General features: G+C 68.5%; 1 pseudogene. It reads left to right on the top strand.

Going from position 1 to position 1,056, the window contains the following annotated elements:
* Nucleotides 1-66: 66 nt before the first annotated feature.
* Nucleotides 67-1,056: pseudogene (locus AB0N07_RS52035) on the top strand (IS3 family transposase); the annotation flags it as partial.

Genomic DNA, 1,056 nt, shown 5'->3' with positions numbered 1-1,056 from the left:
TGAGGTGCCCCCGGCGGTGTGGACACGCTGACAATGGATCTTGCAGATCCGAGGAAGGGTGTCCTGGTGGGACGGAAGTCTCCGTATCCGGAGGAGTTCAGGAATGACGCCGTCGCGTTGTACCGCGCGGCGGGCGGGAAGCGCACGTATGCGGCGGTCGCGGCGGACGTCGGGGTGACCGGCGAGACGCTCCGCAGCTGGGTGCGGCAGGCTGACGAACATGCTGGCCGCGATCGCAGCCGCGGTGAACAAGACACGGAGAGCCGGGACGAGGAACTGGCCCGGCTGCGGGCGGAGAACGGCCGGCTGCGCAAGGCGGAGAAGGAGTGGGAGCTCGAGCGGGAGATCCTGCGTCGGGCAGCTGCGTATTTTGCCCGGGAGGTGAAGTGAAGACCCGCCGCTGGAACTTCATCTCTGCCAACCGCGCCGACTTCGGCGTGCAGCGGATATGCCGGGTCCTTCAGGTCTCGCGCTCGGGCTACTACCAGTGGCTCGCCGGCGCGAAGGCCCGCACCGTGCGGCAGGCCGCTGAGGACGCCCTGGTTGCAGAGATCCGCGAGGTCCACACCGCGCACAAGGGCACCTACGGGGTCCGCCGCGTGCATGCCGAGCTGCGGGGTTTCGGGCACGCCGTCAACCGCAAGCGCGTCGAGCGCCTGATGCGACTCAACCGAATCGAGGGACGCCATCTGCGGCGCCGCAAGCGCACCACCGTCCCGGACCGGCTCGCGCCGCCTGCCCCGGACCTCGTCCAACGCGACTTCTCAGCAGGCAAGTTGGACGAGAAGTGGTGCGGAGACATCACATACGTGCAGGTCGGCGGCACCTGGCTGTATCTCGCCTGCGTGCTGGATATGTGCTCACGCCGGGTGCTCGGCTACTCGATGGCCACCCACATGCGCGCCGAGCTGGTCATCGACGCCTTGACGATGGCCGTGGCGACGCGCGGCGGCGATGTGGACGGCGTGATCTTCCACGCGGACCGTGGCTCGCAATACACGTCAGCCGCGTTCGCGCAGGTCTGCGACGGTTTCGGGATCCGCAGGAGCATGGGCC

It is taken from the genome of Streptomyces sp. NPDC051172 (assembly GCF_040682555.1).
Lineage (GTDB): Bacteria > Actinomycetota > Actinomycetes > Streptomycetales > Streptomycetaceae > Streptomyces.
Note: the sequence above shows the minus strand (reverse complement) of the source record. Positions and strands in the feature narration are given on the sequence as shown.